This is a genomic window from Paenibacillus liaoningensis (assembly GCF_059609455.1).
This window is the reverse complement of record NZ_JCAALU010000008.1, coordinates 256,447-277,899: the sequence shown is the minus strand read 5'-3', so window position 1 is coordinate 277,899 and position 21,453 is coordinate 256,447. Positions and strand designations below refer to the sequence as shown.

Annotated in this window: 19 protein-coding genes and 1 riboswitch; of the genes, 2 read left to right on the top strand and 17 right to left on the bottom strand. The window is 51.8% G+C overall.

All coding sequences use genetic code 11. The features are described from left to right. Position 1: 1 nt before the first annotated feature. The 6 genes from AC6B99_RS14195 to AC6B99_RS14170 all read right to left on the bottom strand — a co-directional run bounded on the left by AC6B99_RS14195 (position 2) and on the right by AC6B99_RS14170 (position 7,169). The gene (locus tag AC6B99_RS14195; protein ID WP_496663565.1) at positions 2–1,117 is read right to left on the bottom strand and encodes a sirohydrochlorin chelatase; all 1,116 of its coding nucleotides are present in this window, start codon (positions 1,115–1,117) and stop codon (positions 2–4) included. A gap of 24 nt (positions 1,118–1,141) precedes the next feature. Then, entirely contained in the window at positions 1,142–2,983 is a 1,842-nt protein-coding gene (gene cobJ, locus AC6B99_RS14190) for a precorrin-3B C(17)-methyltransferase (RefSeq protein ID WP_494863913.1), read from the bottom strand. Between the two features lie 165 nt (positions 2,984–3,148). Next, positions 3,149–3,298: riboswitch (cobalamin riboswitch) on the bottom strand. A gap of 136 nt (positions 3,299–3,434) precedes the next feature. After that, positions 3,435–3,704: a hypothetical protein gene (locus AC6B99_RS14185; protein ID WP_046233152.1), complete on the bottom strand. Its 270-nt coding sequence runs from the start codon at positions 3,702–3,704 to the stop codon at positions 3,435–3,437. Between the two features lie 24 nt (positions 3,705–3,728). Beyond that, positions 3,729–4,202, bottom strand: a complete 474-nt coding sequence (locus tag AC6B99_RS14180) for a DUF6376 family protein (RefSeq protein ID WP_056037975.1) — start codon at positions 4,200–4,202, stop codon at positions 3,729–3,731. Between the two features lie 217 nt (positions 4,203–4,419). Further along, positions 4,420–4,743, bottom strand: coding sequence for a hypothetical protein (locus AC6B99_RS14175; RefSeq protein ID WP_056037977.1), 324 nt, complete (start codon positions 4,741–4,743; stop codon positions 4,420–4,422). Positions 4,744–4,928: 185 nt separating this feature from the next. Next, a complete protein-coding gene (locus tag AC6B99_RS14170; RefSeq protein WP_494863914.1) occupies positions 4,929–7,169 on the bottom strand; it encodes an MMPL family transporter in 2,241 nt (746 codons plus the stop codon). Between the two features lie 135 nt (positions 7,170–7,304). Here AC6B99_RS14170 and AC6B99_RS14165 point away from each other — a divergent pair, with 135 nt between their 5' ends. Further along, positions 7,305–7,919 (top strand): TetR/AcrR family transcriptional regulator, encoded by a 615-nt coding sequence (locus AC6B99_RS14165; RefSeq protein WP_056037982.1) that lies wholly within the window; start codon positions 7,305–7,307, stop codon positions 7,917–7,919. A 158-nt stretch (positions 7,920–8,077) separates the two neighbouring features. Here AC6B99_RS14165 and AC6B99_RS14160 read toward each other — a convergent pair whose 3' ends face one another. After that, entirely contained in the window at positions 8,078–8,866 is a 789-nt protein-coding gene (locus AC6B99_RS14160) for an undecaprenyl-diphosphate phosphatase (protein ID WP_099520601.1), read from the bottom strand. Between the two features lie 207 nt (positions 8,867–9,073). On the opposite strand from AC6B99_RS14160, the gene AC6B99_RS14155 reads away from it, so the two are divergent. Continuing rightward, positions 9,074–9,607 carry a hypothetical protein gene (locus tag AC6B99_RS14155; protein ID WP_056037986.1) on the top strand — a complete coding sequence of 178 codons (534 nt, stop codon included), beginning with the start codon at positions 9,074–9,076 and terminating at the stop codon, positions 9,605–9,607. Here the strand turns inward: AC6B99_RS14155 and AC6B99_RS14150 are convergent. From AC6B99_RS14150 to AC6B99_RS14105, 10 genes are all read right to left on the bottom strand, one after another. Beyond that, complete coding sequence (locus tag AC6B99_RS14150) at positions 9,602–10,888, bottom strand: hemolysin family protein (protein ID WP_056037988.1); 1,287 nt, start codon at positions 10,886–10,888, stop codon at positions 9,602–9,604. The two genes, AC6B99_RS14155 and AC6B99_RS14150, sit on opposite strands and share 6 nt — an antisense overlap. A 158-nt stretch (positions 10,889–11,046) precedes the next feature. After that, positions 11,047–11,406 (bottom strand): Lin0512 family protein, encoded by a 360-nt coding sequence (locus AC6B99_RS14145; protein ID WP_056039034.1) that lies wholly within the window; start codon positions 11,404–11,406, stop codon positions 11,047–11,049. A 64-nt stretch (positions 11,407–11,470) separates the two neighbouring features. Then, positions 11,471–12,613: a DUF3900 domain-containing protein gene (locus AC6B99_RS14140; protein ID WP_081418922.1), complete on the bottom strand. Its 1,143-nt coding sequence runs from the start codon at positions 12,611–12,613 to the stop codon at positions 11,471–11,473. A gap of 2 nt (positions 12,614–12,615) precedes the next feature. Beyond that, positions 12,616–13,722 (bottom strand): nitric oxide synthase oxygenase, encoded by a 1,107-nt coding sequence (locus AC6B99_RS14135; RefSeq protein WP_496663564.1) that lies wholly within the window; start codon positions 13,720–13,722, stop codon positions 12,616–12,618. Positions 13,723–13,925: 203 nt separating this feature from the next. Then, complete coding sequence (locus tag AC6B99_RS14130; RefSeq protein ID WP_056037989.1) at positions 13,926–14,378, bottom strand: disulfide oxidoreductase; 453 nt, start codon at positions 14,376–14,378, stop codon at positions 13,926–13,928. A 32-nt stretch (positions 14,379–14,410) separates the two neighbouring features. After that, the gene (locus AC6B99_RS14125) at positions 14,411–15,103 is read right to left on the bottom strand and encodes a DsbA family protein (RefSeq protein WP_056037992.1); all 693 of its coding nucleotides are present in this window, start codon (positions 15,101–15,103) and stop codon (positions 14,411–14,413) included. Between the two features lie 107 nt (positions 15,104–15,210). Then, positions 15,211–17,310, bottom strand: a complete 2,100-nt coding sequence (locus AC6B99_RS14120; RefSeq protein ID WP_496663563.1) for a HelD family protein — start codon at positions 17,308–17,310, stop codon at positions 15,211–15,213. Positions 17,311–17,720: 410 nt separating this feature from the next. Then, entirely contained in the window at positions 17,721–18,014 is a 294-nt protein-coding gene (locus AC6B99_RS14115) for a DUF1294 domain-containing protein (RefSeq protein WP_494881309.1), read from the bottom strand. A 46-nt stretch (positions 18,015–18,060) separates the two neighbouring features. Beyond that, the gene (hrpB, locus tag AC6B99_RS14110) at positions 18,061–20,586 is read right to left on the bottom strand and encodes an ATP-dependent helicase HrpB (RefSeq protein WP_496663562.1); all 2,526 of its coding nucleotides are present in this window, start codon (positions 20,584–20,586) and stop codon (positions 18,061–18,063) included. Between the two features lie 24 nt (positions 20,587–20,610). Further along, positions 20,611–21,435 (bottom strand): hypothetical protein, encoded by an 825-nt coding sequence (locus AC6B99_RS14105; protein WP_056038003.1) that lies wholly within the window; start codon positions 21,433–21,435, stop codon positions 20,611–20,613. Positions 21,436–21,453 lie beyond the last annotated feature (18 nt).

Genomic DNA, 21,453 nt, shown 5'->3' with positions numbered 1-21,453 from the left:
CTTAACCCTCCCCGACAAGCGTAGCCGCCTTGGACGGATCATTTTTCTTCTGCGAATCTTCCTTGGCATCATCGGCAGCAAGCTCACCGATTTCAAGATGCTCGTGCTCGTGGTGATCATGGTCATGTTGGTCATGATTATGCTCGTGCGTATGGCCCTCATGATGCTCGTGATCATGCGCATGGTGATCATGATCGTGACGATGGTCATGGCCGTGGTCGTGTGCATGATCATCATGACCATGGTCGTGATCATGATGATCATGGTGGTGGTCGTGATGGTCGTGATCGTGATCATGGTGGTGGTGATGGTCATGATCTTTCATCGCTTGCAGGCGGAACTGGCACATATCGCAGTTCATCTTCACTTCGTCCTGCAGCGCTTCTGCTGCGCGGTCTTTCAAAATCTCTTTAAGCAGCGGGTGGAAGCCGAAATATTCTGCAAGCACAAATTCCGTATCCGGATATGCAGCCGTATATTGCTCCATCGCCGCTTCCATCCGTTTAATTAAGACACCGGTAAACAGGAAATAAGGCAGTATAATGACTTTGCGCGCGCCCAGCTTGAGGCAGCGCTCTACTCCTTCATCCATCAAAGGTGCCGTAACGCCAATAAAGGCGGTTTCGACCCATTTCACTTTTAGACGCTCCCAGAACAAGCGGGAAATTTTGAATAGCTCACTGTTCGCATCCGCATCGCTGCTGCCCCGGCCGACGATCAAAATGGCCGTATCCGCAAGCTCGCTTTCCTCTGCGGCAACCGCTTCGCCAAGGCGGGAGGTCAAAATTTCCAGCACCTGATCGTGGACGCCAATTGGCCGTCCATAAATAATATTTACAGCAGGGTAACGCAGCTTTGCCTCATCAATTGCTGCTGGCATATGCAGCTTTGCATGCCCTGCCGAAAATAACGTAATCGGAATGACGGCGATCCGGGTCGCCCCTTTTGATACGCAAATATCAAAGCCCTGCTTCATCGTCGGCGTGACAAACTCCAGAAAGCACAGCTCTACCAAATCTGCTTTCAGTGTTGAAGCTACAGAGGCGACAAACTCGCGTACCTCTTCATTGCCTCTCTCATCCCGGCTTCCGTGCCCTACAAACAAAACCGCATCCATCTTCCTTCATCTCCCTTGCTGTCGCTAGTCTCCGCACAATGCGTCTTCGATATGAAAAACAGGCAGCTCCTGATAGCGATAGCCTTCTATTTGACCCATTCGTTTGAAAAATTTATGAAAGCGCTCATTCGGATGGCCTTCCGATTTATAAAGCGCAATAATGCGTTCAATCAGTGGCACGATTTCGTCGACGGCAATGCCTTCGGCAACCGGCTGCGCGGCATGCGCGTTGCGGCCGACGGTTTTGCCGCCGAGGAACAAATCGAATTTGCCACGGCGATACACGATGCCGATATCCTCGTTAACTGCGCCATAACATGCCATGCCGCAGCCATTGAACCCGACACGCAGCTCCTTCGGCATTGCCATGCCGCCGATCTTGTCTTGCAGCTCATCGGCATAAGGCACCGATTCCGCCTTCTCCAGATTGCAAAAATCGCAAGCCTTCAATTGCAGTACATCACCGATTGGAGCTAGGCTGAGCCCATCCGCGCGCAGCTTCGCCGTCACACTGTCCGGGTCCGATGTTGGAATCCGCACCAGCAAATGATGATGCGGCGTATATTCAATCGAACCCTTCTCGCCAACAGCCTGCGCCAATGCTACGAGCTGCTGGGGCGTGAAGTTTTTTGTCGCGACACCTGGGCTTACGGCAAACTCAAGTACCGATTGCTGCGCAAACACAGGCATAGGGCTCGATACTGCGCCAAACGCCGCACTAGGCTCGATCCCCTTGCTGCGATCATTCAGGAGAACCGCTTCCATCGCCAAATGCAGAGGCGATACTGCAGGTGCCGGGGCAGCCTCTGCCCTCATTGAAACGGCTGTATTTATTGGGGCTGGGGCCGGCTTCACGGGCGCAACCGGGGGGGCTACTGCAACCGCCACTCCGCCGCCCTGTCCATTATCATTTCTCGGTTCATCTGGCGCAACCGCCTGCGGCTCCTCCCGCTCGAGCAGCTGGTCCGTCGCGTCATATTCATCCGCACGATAGCCCCCGTCCGCTGGAAGCTCAGGCATTCCTGCCGTATGAAGCGCCCACGGCTCATTCTTCTCTTGCAGACGCTGGTGGGGCTTCAAAGGCTGCGCGCCTTCGCCAAGCGTATATTTGCGCTGATAGCCGCGCGGCGTAATCATTAGCCCGTCATAATTGACGGTCGTCGAGTTGCCGATGACGACTGTTGTCAGCATGCCGATATCATGGTCAAGCATACGGGCAAGCGTCGTCACGACAATGTCTTCACGGTCGCGGTACGCGCTTTTCACAATGCCTACCGGCGTATCTGGCGAGCGGTATTTGAGCAAAATCCGCTGAGTCTCCACGATTTGCCGCGTTCTTCTGCCGCTGCGCGGGTTATAAAGCGCAATGACGAAATCCGCTTGTCCGGCCGCTTCTACCCTGCGCGCAATCAGCTCCCAAGGCGTCAAATGATCGCTCAGGCTGATCGTGCAAGCATCATGCATTATCGGCGCGCCAAGCAGGGATGCTGTCGAGTTAATGGCAGAAATGCCGGGAATCACTTCAACCTCTACCCCGCCATTACGCTTCCAACCTTTCTCAATCAGCACCTCATACACGAGTCCTGCCATGCCGTATACGCCCGCATCGCCGCTTGATATAACGGCTACCTTCTTGCCGTTCTCCGCTTGGCGCACCGCTTCCTGCGCCCGGCTGACCTCCTCTGTCATCCCCGTACGCACAATCGCCTGATCGCTGATTAGCTCCCGAATCAAGTCGACATACGTGTTGTAGCCGATGACAATATCGCTCTCCTGAATCGCTTCACGGGCGCGTTTCGTAATATGCTCGAAGCTCCCTGGGCCGAATCCGATAATTAACAGCTTGCCGACGCCTGCTTCACTCATTGATGCCCAACTCCTTCTATGTAGCAATTTACAATTTCTATCCAACAAAAAAAGCACCTCTAACGATATGTGTTAGAAATGCTTGAAAAGACCAATGTCCTTGTTAAACGCAGACAGCGAAGGGCCATCCAATCTCTAACACCTTCCTAATATCCACGTAGGTTTACAGTGTCGTTGAAATAAGCAGGTCTCCTGGCTTTGAAGCGTTAGGACGCTTCATACAGTGGCGGGTCCGCGCCGGTCTCTCACCGACTTCCCTATTAAGTCAACTTGGGCGCTTTGGCGCCTGCTGACACTTATTCCCTTCCTATTAAATTGTAATCTTAATGATAACATTAGATTGTATGATCGACAAGTGCGTTTATGCCATCAGCCTTGGCGCAAATAGAGCCGGCGCAAGCACGGACAGCATGTCCAGGCTGACACCAGCTCTATTTTTTACCGGAGCTATTTATTTCTTCTCAAGCGTTTCCCAAGCTGCATTCACGAGGGAATCAAACAGTTCATCGTCCTCTTCCAGCTCATCCTCAACCGCCAAAAGATCTTCTTCCTTGCCCGATTCATTCAGAAAAAACAAACCGTAGCCCCACTCTGTCGCCTTGCGGCTATGAAGGGTAATTTCGTATTGGTTCGTCTGGCCCTCTACTTCAAAATGAACCTTGCCTACGAAACCGGATTCCTTGGAGTTCGTCATGCTAGCATGCAAAATATTTACTTTCATCTTCCACTCTTCCTCTCTTTACCGTTACGATACCAGCTGCTGAAGTTGATTCACTTGATTTAACAGCTCGTTGATTTTGTTAATCGTATTTGGAATTTCCGTTGCGTCAATCAATGCTTTGCCGTCTTCGATCTGCTTCAGCACCGCATCAATGCTTTCCTGCAGCTTCAAATTATAATCGACCACGGACTGATGGACGTCCTTGGCAAAATCCGGCGCGTGCAGCTCGCCAAACTGCTTGATGGACTCCTGCACAGCTACCAGCTGTTCTTTATAATCAGCGCGTGCACTCGCATCGTTTACGGCTTGCTCCGCAAGCTGCGTCGCCTGCTCGCTGAAATTTGTCAGCGTCTGCATGTACGTTGCTGCTCCCGTCACATATTCGGCCGAGTTTGATACGGAATTGACCGTCTGCTTGGCTTCCTCAAATAACGAGCATCCTCCTAATAATAACATTCCAATGATTAAAAGTATGCTTTTTCCTGAACGAATGGCCATGTTTAATCTCTTCCTTTCCGCCTGTCTTACACAGAGCACTACTTATACGGCAGATGCGTCCAAACGGTTGCATTTCGTCTTATCATTAAGCTTGTCCATCATTTAATAGAAAAATAAAACATGAGGCCGCAGATAGCTAAAATGCACGCTGGCTATTGTTCGCGTCTGCGGCATAACGATGCAGCCCTATCATTAAGCTGCGCCACTCCTTTGGCAGCTAACGCTTCGACTTGAAAGCATGCTGGCGCCATATGACGACGATAATGAGAAATAAAGCAATGACACCTGTAAGCAGCCACCCGGCCTGCTCATCGGTCAACTGATCCCCGGGAGCGGTTGCAGCCGGATCTGGAGCCTCATGACCCGCATGTTCATTACAGGGGGAGTCGGTTGGCGATGAGGCGGCAGCATTCGTCTGCTGCTCATTATTTGCAGGAGTACAGACATCTGCTGCGGACACGGATAGCGATGCGGAACTCCAGAGGCTTATTCCAATAAACAGGACTACGATAAATATTAGACGAAGGAACCTCTTTCTCATTTTGGCGAACCTCCTTTGCGCTTTTCGTTTCCCCTCATTTTATTCCTGTGCGCCCAGAACGGAAGCTTGGCCTATGGAATTTTCACACCTGTACATATATTAGCAGCAAAATAAAAAGCGCCTTTCCCTCCTGGTCATGCCGACCAGACAGAAAGGCGCTTTGCTGCTGCAAATAATAATGCGATTTAAACGATTTGCCTATGCTTGCCAGACTTGCTTTGTTCTTCTCCCACTAGCTCTGCCCTAGCCGGCCAGAAGGCTCTATTGCCAAGCAGCGTTGTAATGGCCGGCACGAGGAACGGTCTCACGATGAACGTATCCATCAGCACACCAATCGCTGTAATTACGCCGAACTGCACCAATACCTGAATAGGCAGCGTCGCTAGCACTGCGAACGTAGCAGCAAGGATCAACCCTGCGGACGTAATGACGCCGCCAGTCTCTGCGACACCTTCACGAATGGCTTGCTTGAGCGGCATTTTCGCTTTTTTCTTCCAAATGCTCGAGATCATAAAAATGTTATAGTCCTCGCCAAGAGCAATGAGGAACACGAAGGCGTACAGCGGAATCGCTCCTTGAATCGCTTCTGCCCCCATCCCATAATGCAATACAATCCAGCCGAGGCCTAAAGCAGAGCCAAATGACAATAACACGGTGGCGATTAAATAAAGGGCTGCAACGATGGAGCGCAAATAGACAATCAGCAGCACTAAAATCATCCCAATAACGAGTGGGATAATAACTTTATTGTCCCGATCGGTCAACAGCTGGGAGTCATGCTGCGTTGCTGTCTGTCCGCCTACCCACACTTTAGACTCCGCATCCGAAACTCCTACTTTATCCAATGCTTCCTCCGCCGCTCCGCGAAGCAGCGGAACCAGATCCATGGCCTCCTGTGAATAAGGATTAATGTTTAGCGTAACCTGAACGGACTGCAAATTCGGGTCCTCTTCACTTTGAACCGGCTCCGATACGGAATCAACGAGATCCATATCCGAAAGGCTGGCGACAAGCTCCACTGGCTTGCCATCGGTTTGAGCCGCCACGGTTATAGGAGCCAATTGGCCTGGTGTGAAAGCTGTTGAAATCGTATCAAAACCTTCACGCGACGGCATAGCTTTCGGAAAGGAAGACAATAAATCATACGTAAACTTAACCTGTGGAGCAAAACCAGCCAGCGCACCGAGAAAAATAACGCTCGCGATAACAACGGTCCAAGGCTTCGCCACGACTAGGCTTCCTACTGCTGTGCCTAGCTTGCTGCCTTGGCGACGCGGGCGAAACGGCTTGCTGCGCTTCTCTGCCCGCTGCTGCTGCATTCCTTCGGTGCGAGGAATGAACGGGAAGAAAGAAGCTCTTCCCATAATCGACAATAGCGCAGGCACGAGTGTCAGGCTCGCAATGCCCATAATGAAAATCGACAAGCTGAATGGGATAGCAAAGCGCTGGTAAGCACCATATTTGGCGGCAAGCAGCGCCAGCAAGGACAGAACGACCGTGAAGCCGCTCATCGCAATCGCTCCTGATGCATCACGGAAAGCGATTTTGAGCGCCGTCATCTTATTGTCTTCCCGCTCCAGCTCTTGGCGGAAATGTGCAATAAAGAACAGGCAGTAGTCTGTGCCTGCACCAAACAACAGCACCGTCATGATCGAAATGGCTTGGGCATCTACTGTAATCCAGCCCTCTGATGCAAGCCAGCCGAGAATGGGGCTCGTAACCAAATAAGCGAACCCTACGCCTACAATCGGAACGACCGCTAAAATAGGCGAACGATAAATAAGCAGCAATAGAATAAGTACAATCAGCACCGTAGCAATAAGCAGCGATACATCCGCTCCTTTAAATAATGCCGATGCGTCCACCTGAATGCCCACAGGACCGCTGATTCTTGCACTCAGCGCGTCAACACCAGTTGTTGCTGCGTCAAACGGGCTCGTGCCGCCTGCCGCTTCTTTAACAAGCCCTTGCAATTTCTCCAAATTGCTGCGCAAAATTTCCGTATCCGCATTTTCTGCAAATGTAATCGGTTGAACAAGCGTGCCTCCGTCTTCCGATGCCAGCTTTGAGAGCGCAGGAGCCGGCATTTGATGCAGCGGCAGCAATTCTCCTTGTTCTGGCAGCGGCTGCTCGCTGAGGAGCTGCGACGTTTTCTGAATGAGTGCATAATCCTCTTCCGTAAGCCCGGCATCCCTATGCCATACGAGCAGGGCGGGCACACCAGCCCCATTCGGGAATTTATCCTTCATTAATTGATCTGCAAGCACGGACGGGCTGACTGTTTCCAGATTAGGCGCATTATTTTTCTCTTGCCCACCAACAGCAGGAAGCCACATTGTTAAAGCCCCTGCAAGCACGATCCATACGATTACGGTGATCCAGCGTGTACGGCGGCCCGCAACCGCACTGCCTAATTTCTCTAGCATTACTCCCATCCTCCGTTTCACATCTTCAGTCATTTGGTTTAAAATAGATTTTGTAGACTAAATTAATTATATATACTCGAAGGTTAATTAATCAACTGCTTTTATTACAATGACATGAACATGGAGGGTCACGACATGGTAAATGAACAAGAAAAGCGCAAACCTGGCCGTCCAAAAGGCAGCAGCACCGCTCAAACGATGGAGAAAATTTTATTTACGGCATCGTATCAATTTATGGAGCTTGGCTTCGAGAAAGTATCGCTCGACGGCGTTGCCAAAGCATCCGGCGTTACCAAGGCAAGCGTCTACTACTATTTCAATAATAAAGCGGTGCTTTTTACCGAGGCGATTTTATTCGTCTTAAATATCGCTTATCAGCAAACGCGTAAAATCATTACCGGTCCCGGAGAGCTTAAGGACCGACTGCTTATTGTCGCTGAACGGCATATGGCGAACGCCCATGTCGACTTTGAAACGATGATGCGCGAAGCGGCTTCAGGCCTCACAGAGGAGCAAACGTTATCAATCCGTGCCGGAGAATCACGGCTCCATGAGCTGCTCGCTGACATTTTTCAAGAGGCAATGGATAAAAAAGAGCTGGTTTCAGGCAATCCGCTGCTGCTGGCCCACGCCTATACCGCAATGCTGAGCATCCGCAACCGTAAAAAAGTTGTCAATGATGAAGCTTCACTCAAGCAAACGGCGCGTGAGCTTGTAGAACTATTCTGGCATGGCGCCGCCCCCCATTAGTACGTGCGCCAGCTAGGAGGAGCTAGGCGGGCGTTTTCACGATCATTCAGCTATACGCAGACGCTTGCCGCGAAACCATAAAAAAAGACTCCCTTCAGCCTCCAAGGGCCAAAGAAAGTCTTCTAATGATTTAAGCTGCTGCTTTGTCCTGGCACCGGCTACAAAATAATAAAAGCAAACACGATGGCAAGCGCAAAACGGTAGTAGGCGAACCAAGATAAACGCAGCTTTTTGATTAAATTAATAAAGGTAACGACAGCAATGAGCGCTACGATAAACGCGGTAATGAAACCAATCAAAAACAACGGCATATCCGCCATCGTCAGAAATTCACGGCTTTTAATCAGATCAATACCGCTTGCTCCCGCCATCATCGGCACCGATACGATAAACGTAAATTCTGCAGCTGCCTTCTGGCTCGCCCCGAAAAACATGCCCCCCGATATCGTCGATCCGGAACGCGAGAAGCCCGGCCATAGCGCCAGTACCTGAAAGCAGCCAATCGCAAGGGCCTGCTTGTACGACAGGTCATCCAGCTCTTCAGCCGTTACTTTCCGCTTAATCCGGTCAGCGAAGATCATCAGAATACCGCCTGCGACGAGACCAACCAATACCGTAGTTGTACTAAACAAATATTCTTTAATAAATCCATGAAATACGACACCGATTAGACCTGCCGGAAGCATAGCAAGCGCAATATGCAGCGCGTTCATCCCGGATGATTTGGAGAAGTTGAAGTTCAATAGCTTCAAGAACCTTTTGCGATAAAGCACCAGCACGGCCAGCACCGCTCCAAATTGAATGACGACCTCAAAGGTTTTCGCACGGTCTCCTGTAAAGTTAAGTAAATCCGCGAGTAAAATGAGATGCCCTGTCGATGATACAGGTAGAAACTCCGTCAAGCCTTCCACGATTCCCATCAGAATCGCATTTAATAAATCCACCATTCTCCTGCCTCCTGCATCCTAATCTCTAATTTCTAATTTCTAATCTCAAATAAACTCTATTATTGTAACACATGACTTCCGCCAAGTCTTGCTCAGCAAGTCCCAGATTTTCGACAACGAAAGCTTGGTTTTTGCAACTAGTTGTAAGGGCCTTCCGTATTAGTGATGTGATATTTTCAACGTATGCCAAGAAGGGAGCCTGCACTATTGAATCAACAAGAAAACATGCCAAATAGCCCACTCCATAAAAGAGAAGGCGACCCGCTCGCGCTCACCAAGAGCGAAGTGATTATGCAACCGGATATTACCGCTCAATTAAGCGGCACATGGAAAAAGCTCTCGTTTTGGATAAAAATGACGGCTGCTCTAACGATGCTGTTCGGCTTGTTTCAAACGTTCGCCAGCCTGCTGCAATTTGGCCTCGGAACGATTGCTGGGCTGCTGGAAATCAGCATCGCCGTCGTCTTGTTCCTGCTAGGGAAACAGGTAAGCAAGCTTGCTGGCCATTCGGATGAAAATGCGATGCTCAAGCTGGCGCAGCGGCTGCTGCTTTATTTTCGGCTGCAAGCCGCCTTTATCGTTACGTTCGCTATCGTCTTCATCATCATTGTCGTGACCGTCATTCATTTTCTCGTGGACTGGGACTGGGCCATTAACCTTATGCAGCACGGGCGAAAAATGAACAAGCTGCTCCTGCGGCTGGAAAGCTTGTATAACACCGTTGCAGGCTGGTTCTCATAACGAACTGGAGACGATAATTTCGATTTTGCGAATGCGATGCGTCTCTTTTTCGCGAATGATGAATGTCAGCTCCGCAAACGTCCACGCCTCCCCTACAGGGAGGTCGGGCATTCGGTTAAACAGCCAGCCGCCAATGGAATCCACCTCTTCACTTTCTAAATGGCTTCCCGTCGCTGTATTCACCTCGCTAATGAGCGCATTGCCATTTACCATGAACCTCCCCTCCCCTAGCTGGTCGATTTCCTTCACTTCATCCGCATCAAATTCATCGCGAATTTCGCCTACGATCTCCTCGATAATATCTTCAATCGTAATCAGCCCCGATGTCCCGCCATATTCATCGAGCAAAATCGACATATGCACCCGTTCCGTTTGCATCGTTCGCAGCAGCTTTTTAATTGGCATAACCTCCGGCATAAACATGACCGGCTGCATGAGCGAGCTTACCTCGGTCGTCTTCTGATCCACATAATGCATAAAAAACTGCTTCGTATTAATGACGCCGATAATATTATCCTTGCTCCCCTGTGCCACTGGAAAACGCGTATATTGCTCGCGTTTGATGGTCGCGACATTTTCCTCATGCGGCTTATCGCTATACAAGCACACCATGTCGGTGCGCGGCACCATAATTTCTCTCGCCAGCCGCTCGTCGAATTCAAAAATCCGATTCACATAGCTGAGCTCGCTTTTATTGATTTTGCCGCTTTCGTAGCTTTCGGACATAATCAGGCGGATTTCCTCTTCAGAATGGGCTTCATGCTCCGTAGCAGGCTTAAAGCCCACTAATCGCACCAGCCCATTTGCTGACCCATTCAGCACCCATATAAACGGAAAAAACAGCCGGTAAAACCAAATGATAAGCGGCGCCGTGAGCTGGCTAATTTGCTCAGACTTAATAATGGCCAGTGTCTTCGGCGCAAGCTCGCCAAGCACGACATGCAAGTAGGTCACAAGACTAAAGGATACGATAAAGGACAGCACATCGGCAAAATCACCCACGACGCCCCAATGATGCAGCAGCGGATGCAGCACCTCATGAATCGTCGGCTCACCGAGCCAGCCAAGTCCGAGCGCTGTAATTGTAATCCCTAGCTGGCAAGCAGATAAATAGCCGTCCAAATTGTTAATGACCTTTTCTACCGCAGCCGCGTTTTTCGCGCCTTCGGCTACCATCTGATGCACGCGGCTTGCCCGTAAACGGACGACAGCAAATTCAGTCGCCACAAAAAAAGCGGTGAAAATAAGCAAAATTACGAATACCGTCAGCTTCCAAATCATGCCGAATCTCCTCTGCCATTTTGGACTATGCCCTATTGTTTCCATGAACGGCGAAAATCATTACAAATGGCTCGGCTGAAAAGAAAAAGCCCGCAAGGCAAGCTGTAAAGCTACAGCTGCCTGCGGGCTTTTTATAAGAAGCATGGACTAATTTCGGACTAATAGCCTACCTCAACGGATGCATTGACAATGTAGATCAAATCATTGCGGTCCGCCTTGTCCGGAAGCACAATGCCGCTTGTCGTCAGCATGCCGCCGTCCACAAGCTCCACAGTCACCGTCCCATAAGGGAGCACCGCTTTCACTTGCTCGATATCCAGCAGCTCCTTGTCGCAAGGAACAGCAAGGCGCACTCTGACCTTCATCGCATCCAGCGTTCCGCCAGGCAAAATTTCAAGCAGGCCAGGCATCGAATTGTGATGAATCGCATTTTGCACAGCCCGTACCGCCGCTTTCGTAACGTCTTGACCATGCAGGTCGCAGCCCATGCCGATTTCAATAAACAGCAGCTTTTCCATCGTTGCTCCTCCTTTATATTCCTTATTGCTTATTCCATATAGCTTGCCAATATGGCTGTAAATGTTATTCGCCTTCGTAATTCGGATCATTCGCTAGATCATCTGCATAACGCTGCAAATCCTCAATTGCGCTGCTCTCTTGCTTATGCGTCCCGATCTCCGGCAGCAGCTCCATCAAATCCGGCGGCTGAAGCAGCTCGATCGGCGACATCCCTTTATCAAACTGGAACGAATCCCCTTCAATGACGACAACATAACGGCCATTATGCTTGGCAAAATGCAGCGCTGTACCGAATTCGGCCAGCAGACCCTTAACCGTTACGCTGTCCAGCTTGAACGTGAATGGCAGATCTGGCTTTTGCTCCACAAGCGCTGCCGATGCCAATGTTACCTGCTCCTGTGACCAGTACTCATGAATATCGCGTTTCTCGCTGTGGGCCCATACTTCAATTGCATTTTCTTCCTCGTGGCGTTCAGTGCTCTCCGTCACGCCCTCCCACTTGTCATCCATATACTGCTGCACCATGTCCAGCAGCTGGTCGCTCATCACTTCCGGAAGCGGCTTCTCATAGGATACGTATTTGAGAAAATCCTCAAAATAGCGGGCATGCGACGCCTGATGAATTTTAAGCTCCCAATGCTCCAATATTCCCTCCTCGGGCATATGCGGATATTGAATCGACTTGATGCTGCGGGCGCTAATCGCCATTTCCACTTGCGAAATCAAATTGCGCTCATCGGAGATGCGGGCGATTTTCGGCTCAAAGTCACATTTTAGAAGGAATAAAAAGGGCTCATCAAAAAAAGTATTCAGCTTGGCTCTTGCAATAATAAAAGCACCGCCGCGCACCGCGCTCGTATCCATATAAATATGCACCAGCTCGTCTGCAATGCCAATGTAACGCTCCTTGTTGTCCGCATCACGCAGCCGCTGGAACAAATTATAGTTCTGATTGCTGCCCAGCTCATAGCCAGGCTCGACCATGAAGCGGCCGATCTTAGTCGGCGCATTTTCCGAATTCGGGTTGCGCTCTACTTTGCGCTTGACGATGCGGGCAAACTCCCCGTCCAAAAATCGCTTAATCTCACTATCTTCATAATCCTCTTCCTCCAGTGTCTGATAATGCTTGTACCGCTTGGAGGAGCTGCTGTCCTCTCCCTCAGTAACAATGACGAAAAAGGATAAATATTCCATTATAAAATCCACGTTTATGACCCTCCGCTTGTATACGCCTTTTCCTGATATAAATAAGCCGGCTTTAATTCCGTATCATCATAGCTCCGATGCCATACTGCTGTCGTTGCCGGAGACATCGGCGGTATAAGCCATGACCAGCGGCCTGTAACCGCACGTCCCTGTTCCTTCTCCTGCTTCTCAAAGCGCGTAAACTGCTCGGCAGCCGTATGATGGTCAACGATGCTGGCGCCATGCTTTTTGAACGAATGAATGACGGCCGCGTTCAGCTCTACCAGTGCACGATCTTTCCAAAGGGACGTATTCGTCGTCATATCTAATCCCATTAATCTCGCGACGACAGGCAGCTGATTGTATCGGTCCGTATCTGCCAAATTGCGCGCCCCGATTTCCGTTCCCATATACCAGCCATTAAATGGCGCTGCTGTGTAAGAGATTCCGCCGATTTCCAGCTGCATATCTGCAATGAAAGGTACCGCATACCAACGCAGGCCCAGCTCCGCAAACGACTCCAGCTCCGGATGCGACAGTGGAATTTCCAGCGCCAGCCCTTCCGGAAGCTCGTACAGCTTCGGTTCTTCTCCCTGCTTCTGAATAACAAGCGGCAGCACATCGAATCTGGTTCCCGCACCTTTCCAGCCCAATGCCTCGCAAGCCCTCGTAAATGACAGAGATGCAGGATCGCCAATGACACCGCCAACTCCGTCCTCATAGCCTGCATAACGAACAAGCTGATGGTTCCACAGCCGGATTTGGTTCTTCTCCTGCTTCGCTGCAAAAATCGTAATCGCCGGCCGGACTTTGCCGCCATTCGTTGCATAGCGAATATGCGAAAATATCGCGTCTGCAATATCGTCTTCCTGCTGCAGCGAACGGGCGTCAAACACCTCCATCGTATGCCAAAAAAGACGGCCAATACAGCGATTGCTGTTGCGCCACGCCATTTTCGCCCCATGCTGGAGCTCTTCATATGTATGCTCATAAATACCTGTACGCTCTACTTCGGACCGGATTTCAGCAAGCCGAAGCACAACCTCCGCTTCACTTTTGCCAAGCTCTGCATAACAGGTAAAGATGAACTGCTCTGCTTCTCTATATAGCTGCTGCTCCACTTCGATCATGGTGTTCCCTACTCTCTTTATGCTTTGACATCGCTTCTTTTAAGATACCCCATTTTGCCTTCATTCGCTAGCTGATTGCTAGGAGATTAGACGATCGGTCCGACGTTTGTTCACGGCGTTGTCACTTATGCTGCATCCCGAATATGCAAAAAGCAAAGCTCCGTTTGGCGTTGTCAGCCTCGGAGCTTTGCTTGGGAATACAGCTAGTTTTCGTTTGCTTCTTGATCATTGCTTTGGCGAGCCAACAGCAGAAACACGATAATAAGCACAAATGCGATCATGGACATCATCGGAATCGTCAGAAAGCCAAACCAGTTCAAATAATCAAAATTGCACGGGATGCCAGAGCGGCAAGGCACCAGCTCGCCCACCTTCGGAAACCAAATCTCGAAGTTATGGAAAACGGAAATCGCCAGGCCAATTATATTAATCGGCAGTAAGTATTTAACAATATTTCGGTCTCCGCGATACGTCGCAATACCTAAAATGATGACCTGCGGATACATGAATATACGCTGATACCAGCATAAATCGCAAGGCAGAAACCCTTTAATTTCACTAAAATACAAGCTTCCGCCCGTTGCGGCTAACGTAATAATCCAGGCGAAATATAAAGCGTAACGTTTCAACCACGATTCATAGGGTGGCGTTGTCATTTTCGACTGGGCTCCTTTTTAATCAAGGCCCCTTATTTTAGAGCTGCCTCGATTGTTGATTTGAGTGTTGCGTAATCGAGACTTGAAACCGCCTTGCCGTTAATAAAGACGGTAGGCGTTCCTCCGATATTCAGCGGACGAACGAGCGAATTATCGCGGTCTACCTGCTTTTGATAGGTTTTGTTCTCGATGTCGCTCTTCAGCAAATCAAAATCGATAGGAAGTTTGGCATCCTTTGCAAGCTGCACCAAATGTTCCGGCGTTGCCCATTCGATATTTTCATTCTGTTGATTATCATAAATCGCTTGGTTATAAGTCCAGAAGGCGTCATTATTTTGCTGATAGACCGCTTCCGCCGCGAGTGCAGCTGTCACGGAATCTTTGCCGATGAACGAATAGTTCGCAAAATAAAAGGAGGCTTTGCCTGTTTCAATGTAATCCTTCTCCAGCTGAGGTTTGATTTGTTGCGAAAAATCACGGCAAACCGGGCACTTGTAATCGCCAAACTCAACGATTTTGACAGGTGCATCTACACTGCCCTGCACAGGCATTGCGGCATAGTCAAATTCAAACGGCTTGTTCTGGTTGTTAATGCCGAGTACGATGACGATGATAACCGCCAAAATACCAATCGTCAGAAAAATAAGCGAGCTGCTCGAATTTTTCTTCGGCTGCTGCCTTTGCTGCTGATTGCTGCTAGAACCTTTTTTCTTTGTTTTCGTCACTACCGCTCAAATCCTCCTCAAAAAAATACAGGTATATACATCTTGTAGCAATTTTAGTTACAAGGCCTGCTAAAGTCAAGAATTTGCGGCAAAATGCCTTAATACTGTCATAATTCTTGCACGCCTTCCGCAACGTCCGCTACTAACGTGGTAAACAAGCCTTGATAAACTAATTTTAGCTTATGAAGCGCTCTCGTACAACCAACATATAGCAGCTTGGCGTCCTGATCGGTATAAGCAAGCGCCCCGGCATCGGCAATGAGAACCGCGTCAAATTCAAGCCCTTTGGACAAATATGCCGGCACAACGGACAAGCCGCCGCTGTATTCAGGCTGTCCTCGTTCTACGAGTGATGCTTCCACCCCCGCAGCATTCAAAGCCGCATGGATAACGGCACATTCCTCCGTCGTTCTTCCAATTACCGCGATCGTCTGATAGCTGCCGTCTGCCTGCCATTCTCGAACCGTTTGCTCCAGCATATCCATCCACTCGCTTGGCTGTGCTGGCGCAAGCTCCACGGCATCTCCGCTCCGGAATACAGGTACTGCTGCCTTGACGCCCGCCCCCATTGCACCAAGAATCCGATTGGCGAATGCGATAATTTCCATCGTGGAACGATAGCTGCGGTTCAGTTCAAAAAATCCGGTCTGTTCTTCGTCATACAGCGCCGTAAGCTCCTGCCAGCTATGAATGCCTGCATAGGCGTGGATGCCCTGCTGCAAGTCTCCCAGCACGGTCAATGACGGCGTTTGCTGGCAAAGACGCAGCGCTTCCAGCTGGAACGGCGAATAATCCTGCGCCTCGTCAATGACGATATGGTCATAAGGCGCTGTTTGCAGCCCAAACAGGCGCAAATGAATATAGGCGAGCGGCGCCAAATCCTCTGGCGCAATCGTTCCCGCTTTCAGGCGGGCAGCCGTTGCTGCCGCTATTGCTTTTGGCACCAGGCTCATCGCCTGCTTGCCTTGAAAGAATGACGCATATAGCTTCGGCGCGGTATAGGCCGGAATTTTTTTCGCTAATGCATTTAAGCGGGTTAACGCCTTGGCCCGTACTTTTTTATCATGAATGCCGCGCATTTTCAGCTCGGATTCCAGCCATCTGCGAATACGGCTGACGAATCGCTCGCGCTTGCGCATCAGCGGCTCCTCGCCATAATCGGTGCGATACCATTCAAGCATTTGCTCCGGCATAAGCACCAGCTTGTCTACAGGCTTAAATGGCTGCAAAGGCACGATGCTTTGTTCAAGCTGCTCCAGCCGCTCGTCAATCGCCTGCTTAAAATCAAGCGAGCCTTTCAAGCGTCCGGGCGCCTCCGCAATTTCCTCCGCGCTGCGATAATGCTCAAACCAATATTCTAGTGTATCGGTTTTATCATCCATTCGCACTTCAAGCTCCAATAGATCCAGCGCCCAGTCGGCAAACGTCGTTTGCTGAATATCGCCTACGCCCAGCTCCGGCAGCACGCCGGAAATATATTCGAGAAACATGCGGTTAGGCGCAAAAATAACCATACGCTCCGCCCGCATCCGATCGGCATATTGATAGAGCAAAAAAGCGAGCCGGTGCAGCGCTACCGTCGTCTTGCCGCTTCCCGCCACGCCCTGAATAAACAGCGCCTTGCTCCGTCCTGAACGAATGATCGCATCCTGCTCCTGCTGGATCGTCGAGACGATATCCCTGAGCCGATTGTCTTTATTTTCACCAAGTCGATAGAGCAAAAACTCGTCGGTGACCGATTCTTCTTCCTGACCACGGGTGAAGCTGTCTACCATCCTTACAAGCTCGCCCTGGCGAACCATCAGATTGCGCTTTAAATAGACGATCCCTTCGATTTCGCCATCAGGAGAATCATAGGTAATCGCCGCTTCACCGCCTGTAAAAGAATAAAACAAGCTGGCAATTGGGGCACGCCAGTCAATAACGATTAGCTCCTTGCCGCCCTCTCTAGCTACGCCTGCCTTGCCAATATAGAGCTCCTGCTTAGCGTCACCCGGCAGCTCCTGAAAATCAATTCTTCCAAAATACGGCTCGCGGAAAGCAATTTCCAGCCCCCGCTTCCGTTCCTCTCGTTGCAAATCGAGCATTTGCTCCGTAAAATCATCGCCTGTGTAGCGCGGGCCTATCGCGCTTAGCTGTGATTGTATTTCATCAAGCGAGCGTGCCAGACGCTCTTGCTCTTCTTGATAGGCACTTTGAACCGTCATATCAGCCAGTTACCTCCTAAGAATATAGTGGGAAAACGAACTGTCAATATACCATAGGAGAATAGCGGGAATCAACTTCTGATTTCCAATCAAGGTGAAACGGCTGTCGCCGCCCTTTGGCAGCGCGGCGCGTTTCATTCCGAGAAATATAGAGAAAGGATAACGAAATCATATCCTTTCCTATATTTCAAGCAAAAACGACTTCGTCGTCTTTCTGGGACGTGCGAAGAGCTTTGCCCTAGAATTCTAAGCGGATATAAGGATGAAACTTATAAATTCTTAGAATTCAAGGTGAAACGGCTGTCGCCGCCCTTTGGCAGCGCGGCGCGTTTCATTCCGAGAAATATAGAGAAAGTATGGCGAAATCATGCTTTCCTATATTTTAGAAAAAGCTAGCTGCGCCCATTGAGCTATTTGAAAATCGAGATGTCGAACACATAGTGGAATACCGCTGCAAATAGAACCAAATTCAACATGACAAGCAGCGGTATGCCAATAACGAAGGAGCGATGCTTCGTCTTGTGGCGCCATGCCCGCATTCCGGCATAGGCGCCAATAGCGCCTCCAAAAGCGCTCAAAGTAAACAGCCGTTTCTCTGGGATGCGCCTTTGCTGGCGGCGAGCGCTCTGCTTGTCGAGATACATGAGCGTAAACGTCCAGCAGTTAATCGCGAGTATAAATAAAATAAAAAGCTGCATCGACATTTTCTAGACCTCTTTTCCTTGTTGCTATCTAAATGAATCCTGCAAGCTACTTGCGCGGCTTGACCCGATTCGTCGGCTGCGCCGCGTAAGGGTCATCCGGCCAATAATGCTTCGGATAGCGTCCTTTTAAATCCTTCTTCACTTCAAAATAAGCGTGGCTCCAAAAGCTGCCCAAATCGCGCGTCACCTGAACCGGACGCTGCGAAGGGGAAAGCAGATGGAGCGTTAGCGGCAGTTTGCCGCCTGCGAGCAGAGGCGTATCCTTCATGCCGAACAGCTCCTGAAGCCGGACGGCGATGAACGGCGCTTCCGGGTCATTGTAATCGACCGGAATGCGCGAGCCGCTTGGCACCGCTATATGCGTCGGAACCTGCTTGTCCAGCTCCTGCCGCTGCGTCCAGGTGAGCATGCCTTCCAGAAGCTGCTGCATGCTGAGACGCTGCAGATCGGCTTTGCTCTTCATCCCTTGAATATGCGGCAGCAGCCATTCGGTGAGTGACGAGGTGGACAGCAGCCCCTCATCAGATACATCCGGCCAGCTGCTGTCATAGTGCCTCATCAGCCGCATACGGGCGAGCAACTGGGCTGCCTGCTTGGACATCGGCAGCAAGGCCCAGCCCTCCTGCTGCACACCCTGTGCCAGCGCCGCAGCGACGAGCTCCGCATCCGGCTTCGGCAGCGGTTTTTCCTGCAATAGGAGTGCGCCAAGCCGGACGCGCTCACGCGCCCTTACCGCTTGGGCGGACGCATCCCATTCCACGATGCGCTCCTGCCGGATTTGGTCGCGGGCCGCCGATGCCAGCTCGCCCTCCGTCAGTTCAGCCGCCAGCCGGATACGGCTTTCCGTTCCGGCGTCGTCAAGCTCCGCCGCAACCAGGTAGGCTGCGCGCGACAAGGGCTGGGCTTGCGGCAACGCCGCGCCGCGGCCGTTCGCCAGCAAATATCTGCCGTCGCTGCGCCGCTGCGCAATGCGATCGGGATAAGCGAGCGCCAGCAGCGCGCCGCAGGACATCGCGACGTCCTGCTGGCCCGCTCCGGCAGCCGCTGCTACGCGCGCGGCCGATCCTGCTTCGCCGGCTGCTGCGCTAGCCAGCAGCCGGCTCCATTGCTGCGCCTGCGAGCGAATTCGCTGCACGGCGCCGCGATCCACCTCAGCACCGTCGCCGCGGTGCAGAGCATCCAGCCGCAGCTGCACATCCGCGCTGCGCTGCTGTGGCAGCAGGTCGCGCTCGCTTAGCAGCGCGGCCAGCTCGCAAGCACGCTCCACCGCGCCATACTGCTGCGCGCGGAGCAGCATATATCCGAGCCTCGGATGAAGCCCGAGCCTCACCATTCGCCGGCCCGACTCCGTAGGCCGGCCTAATGAATCAACAGCCTGCAGCAGCTCAAGCAGCTGCAGCGCCTGCTGATACGCGCCGATCGGCGGCGGGTCCAGCCAGCCGAGCTCCTCCGGCTGCTGGATGCCCCATACCGCAAGCTCCAGCGCGAGCGGCGCAAGATCGGCCTCCAGCATTTCCGGCTGGCTGAAGGGCTGCAAATGCATTTGCTCCTGCTCCGTCCACAGCCGGTAGCAGACGCCCGGAGCAAGCCTTCCGGCGCGCCCCCGGCGCTGGTCGGCTGACGCTTGCGATACCGCTACCGTCTCCAGCCGCGTCATGCCGGTGCGCGGTGAAAAACGCGACACCCGCATCAGCCCGGCATCGACGACGATACGCACGCCTTCAACCGTCAAGCTGGATTCGGCAATTGCCGTCGCCAGTACGACTTTACGCTTCCCCTCAGCGGACGGCTGGATCGCCTGATCCTGCGCATCCAGCGGCATCGTGCCATAAAGCTCCGCCACCTTAACGCCCTTCATCCGCTCTTCACTCGCAAGCAATGAAGCGACGCGCCGAATTTCCCCAACGCCTGGCAGAAAGACGAGCATATTCCCTTCATCAGCAGCAAGCGCCTGAAGGATCGTACTGACAACACTCGGCTCGATGCGCCCTTCCACTTTCGAGGAACGATAGATCGTCCGCACCGGAAATACTTTGCCGGCGCTCTCAATGATCGGCGCTCCGCCGAGCAGCTCCGCAACGGGGCCCGCTGCAAGCGTCGCCGACATGACGAGCAGCCTCAAATCGCTGCGCAGCAGCGCCTGCGACTGAAGGCTCAGCGCCAGCCCCAGATCGCCATGCAAATGGCGCTCATGAAATTCGTCAAATATAATAACGCCAACGTCCAGCACAGCTGGGTCCTCCTGAAGCATGCGGGTCAGCACGCCTTCCGTCACCACTTCAATGCGCGTCCGCGCACTCACCAACGCATCCAGACGAACGCGGTAGCCGACCGTGTCGCCTACCTGTTCTCCGAGCATCGCCGCCATATATTTGGCGGCAGAGCGGGCTGCAAGCCTGCGCGGCTCCAGCATCATAATTTTACGGCCGTCCAGCCAGGCCGCATCCAGCAGCGCAAGCGGCACGCGCGTCGTCTTTCCGGCTCCTGGCTCGGCGACCAGCACGGCGCCGCATCCAGCAGCCAGCACCTCAAGCAGCTCCGGCAAAACCGCATCAATCGGAAGTTGATTCATCTTTTTCTCCTCAATAAAACCGTCTTATTTCATAATGCGCAGCATTTGCACAACGGGACGGCTATCGCCTTGAAGCGTCGCCTCCGCGCTGCGCAGCTGCGAGGAGCCGTCACCATCGAGAAAGATGCCGCCGGCAAGCTTGTTGTCGCCAATCTTTTCGATAACAGCTTCGCGAAAAGCAGGCAAGCTCCCCTTCGTGCTGCTGACTACCAAATAAATATTGCCCAGCTGATCGTATACCGCAGCAGACCTTAACCGCGCGTCATCGGGAAAAGGAGCATTTTCCTGTTCCGCCTGCGCCAGCCAGCCCGCATCATTGCCGATGCTCATGCTAATGCCGCCCTGCGCCCAGAAGCGTGTATGATCCTGAACTTTAAGCTCGGATGCCTTGCTCGCGATTTGGACGCTTAGCTGATCCTTAACGCCATCCCAAACGAGCGTACCGCGGGCATATTTGGCATTTTCGCTGCCGGAGCCATATTCGCCCTGCTCTTCATTGACTGCAAGGCTGTTGACCACGGCAATGCTGAGCAGCGATTTTTCATAAAAAAATCCGCCATTTATGCCATAATACGGCGTTAACGCCACATTATTTTGCACCAATTGAGGCTTTACGTTGGCTGGCCGGGTTTTCAGAACATGCAGCATGAAGCCATTTGCCGCTTCCACAGCCGCATAGCTGTAATTAACAGGCTGCTGGGTGCCGTCGCTTGCCGCTCCGCCCTTTTGCTGCATCGACTGAATCATTCCGTAAAGCAGCAGCGCGCAAAAGGCAAGAAACGCCAGCATAATGCCTGCGATGATCCAGCTTTTTTTCTTTCCCAAACGCTGCGCAGCTTGCTCCTCCATGACCTCGCCCACTCCCTT